This window comes from Lacrimispora amygdalina (assembly GCF_900205965.1).
GTDB lineage: Bacteria > Bacillota > Clostridia > Lachnospirales > Lachnospiraceae > Lacrimispora > Lacrimispora amygdalina_A.
Genome location: NZ_OAOF01000060.1, coordinates 1 through 2,910 on the forward strand (window position 1 = coordinate 1; position 2,910 = coordinate 2,910).

A 2,910-nucleotide genomic window follows, 5' to 3' on the forward strand; every position below is an offset into this window, starting at 1 on the left:
TGTAAACGGCAAGTACTTTCCAGCAAAAAATGGAAATTATTTTCCAGCACTTTTTGGCAAATAAAATCCAGCACTTATGCTTATATTCCCCTGCGGATAGTCCGCAGGGATTTTTTTAACTAAATGGCAGTTCCTCATCTGATTCTTTGCAAATAGGCATCGTCATATCTTCCGGTGCATTTTGAAGATATTGATCAATCACTTCATCGTCATCGTCCCAGCCATAATAAGCCAATGCAAACTTACGGGTTTCTTCTGGGCTCATTCCTTTGGTATGTTGACGGATATATTCTTCATCCCGATACACAGTCAGAAATTCCACTGGAACCTGTCCGTCTGCCCATGCACCACAGCTATTCTCGTATACACTATGTCCGTCCTTTACCCATTCACGCAGAGCACGCATTTCCTTTTTGGTCATAACTGTTTCTTTTATATATTTCTTATACTGAGTGGTAAGTAATTCTTCCACTTCAGGAGATAAGTGCTTATTGAATTTCATCGTCTGTCTGTCCTTCCTTTAAAAATGATTTTCTGTTTTCCAATCGATAGCTCTTGCCTGACATTTGTATCCGGTCACATCGGTATGATAACCGATCAAGGATTGCGGTGGCCAATGCTGCATCATCCAAAAATTCAGCCCATTCCTCAAATCCCTTGTTTGTGGTGATAATGATTGAAGCCTGTTCCTGAAGTTCTGAGATCAGCTGAAAGAACAGATTTCCTTCTGTGGATGTGATTGGTAGATACCCTACCTCATCTATAACAAGAAGATTTGATTTATGTATCCGGTTCATTTTCGCTTTACTCCGACGATCAATTTCACATGTACGCAGGCATTGCATTAGGGATTGCATTGTTGTGTAACTGGCCTTATATCCCTCTTCACAGGCATGATAGGCCAGTGCGATTGCCATATGTGTCTTGCCTACTCCTGGCGGACCAGAAAGTATCAGGTTATACAGACCATCAATCCATGTCAGTTCTGACAGCTGATTGAGCTGCTTTTTTGTAATCGATTGGCAAAAGCTGAGATCAAAATCCCTCAGATACTTCGGATATGGAAACCCAGCTTCCTTAATCCTTTTTTCTTTTGCCTTATCCTGACGGTAACGTATTTCACTGCCAAGGACATTCTGTAAGAAAGTCACATAGCTTGATTCCTCTGTTTCTGCTGTGTGAATCAATGTTTCCAATTCATTTTTCGTATGTATCAGTCCCAGTGATGTTGCGCAGGTTCTGATTTCCTGTAGATTATCCATTTACAACACTCCTTTCCATTGCCTGCTCATATACACTTAAATCTCGGATTTCCGGTGTATTTCCTCGATACTTGGATGGAAGCGCTGTTAAATTTTCTTTTTTCTTTGGCTCGGTTTTCAATTGATCCAGATAAATAATACTGGATTTTAAGTCTCCCGCAGAATACAGTTCTTTTTCTGTGCAGTAGTGGAGTCCCTGAATTAACAGTTCTACATTCCATTCTTCAAAAAGTTTTCTGATTACACCAAGCTGATCCCTGTAATAGCGGGGCTTTTCCTGATGGATATGATCAAGAAATGGTGAAACCAGTTCATCCTCCTGGAACAGCTGCTGAACAAGCTTTTCCTGTTCCTGTAATGACTTACTTTTATCCCGGTCATCCCGTTTCTGACCAATTAATCTTCCTTTCTCATGACACAGTGGATGGGAAGCATATAATTCTCCCGTCAAAGTGTCGGTGATGGAAACTGTTTCATCTGAAACAACCATAAACACTCGTTTTCCGGGGCTGTATGTTCCTTTTGGAACGCGATAACGATTCCCTTTGTATAAAACGATGTTGTCTTTTCTGACCTGATAATCTATACTGTCATTAGCAGCAACTGCAAAGTTGTATTCAGATACTGGTATCAGGTGTTCCTTTTCGAGAGTAAACACCTCTGCCGGTATCCTTTTTGTGGTTCCATGCGCTTTTTTATTACCTGTTCTTTTCAGCCATGCGATACAGTCGGCATTAAAGCTGTCTATATCTCTGAAAATGCGGTGTTCTGCGAATCCATGCTTGGCATACTTCACGACATTCTCAATCAATCCCTTGGACTCCGGATCGGCGCCATGGCAGAGAAAGATATCAAACTTTACTTCATTTACATAGTTCTGAAATCCTTCCGTATAGATAATGTCACCATTATTCTCACTGACTGCAAGAATCTTATCCTGATCGTAAACCATTTCCTGCGGCCTTCCACCGAAAAAAGCAAAGGCTTTGATATGAGCCTGTACAAATGTATCGGTTGTAAATGGCTTTTCCTGCCAAAGAATGAATTTATATCGGGAGTGCGTCATGACCATTCCGAAGCAATACACTTTTTTGTGTCGTCCACTTAAGGTCTCCAGACTTATTTCTCCCATATCCACCTGTGCCTGCTTTCCTGCTGGCAGTTCATCCATTGCTTCATACTGTCTTGATGTTTCCGGCTTCTTGATATCGTATTCCTCCCGGATAGATTTCACATAGTCTCTAAAACATCGTTCTTGGAAATCAAGTGTTTCCAGACAGGTACGTTCCTTGATCCAGTCATAAAGCTGTGCCGCTGACATATCTGGATATTTCAGCAGGCATTCTAATACAAAGTCTTTATGCGGATCCGCTTTCTTTTCTCTGGTCTTAGCAGCTTCCACGCGAGCAGCATAGGCTTCTGGAGTCATGTCCCAATAAACACCAACTGTTTCTCTGTTAATTCCAAGCTTTCTGGCAGTTTGGCTCTTATTGAATTTCTTTCTTTTGTATTCTTGGATTTTATAGTAATCCATCCATTTAACCATCCTTTCTTCACCTCCGAATGACAGTATATCATTCGATGATGTTCCGTAATAGTTGCTGGATTTTATTTGCCTAAATCTGCTGGTTATAGTTTACCACTTACA

Annotated in this window: 3 protein-coding genes; all 3 read right to left on the bottom strand. The window is 41.0% G+C overall.

The features are described from left to right. Positions 1 to 115: 115 nt before the first annotated feature. From CRO04_RS25540 to istA, 3 genes are read right to left on the bottom strand one after another with little or no spacing between them, the layout of a single operon-like run. Positions 116 to 502: a hypothetical protein gene (locus tag CRO04_RS25540; RefSeq protein WP_097007041.1), complete on the bottom strand. Its 387-nt coding sequence runs from the start codon at positions 500 to 502 to the stop codon at positions 116 to 118. Further along, the gene (istB, locus tag CRO04_RS25545) at positions 489 to 1,262 is read right to left on the bottom strand and encodes an IS21-like element helper ATPase IstB (RefSeq protein WP_024348443.1); all 774 of its coding nucleotides are present in this window, start codon (positions 1,260 to 1,262) and stop codon (positions 489 to 491) included. Before istB ends, CRO04_RS25540 begins: the two co-directional genes overlap by 14 nt. Next, positions 1,255 to 2,808: an IS21 family transposase gene (istA, locus tag CRO04_RS25550; RefSeq protein WP_097007042.1), complete on the bottom strand. Its 1,554-nt coding sequence runs from the start codon at positions 2,806 to 2,808 to the stop codon at positions 1,255 to 1,257. Before istA ends, istB begins: the two co-directional genes overlap by 8 nt. Between the last annotated feature and the right edge of the window lie 102 nt (positions 2,809 to 2,910).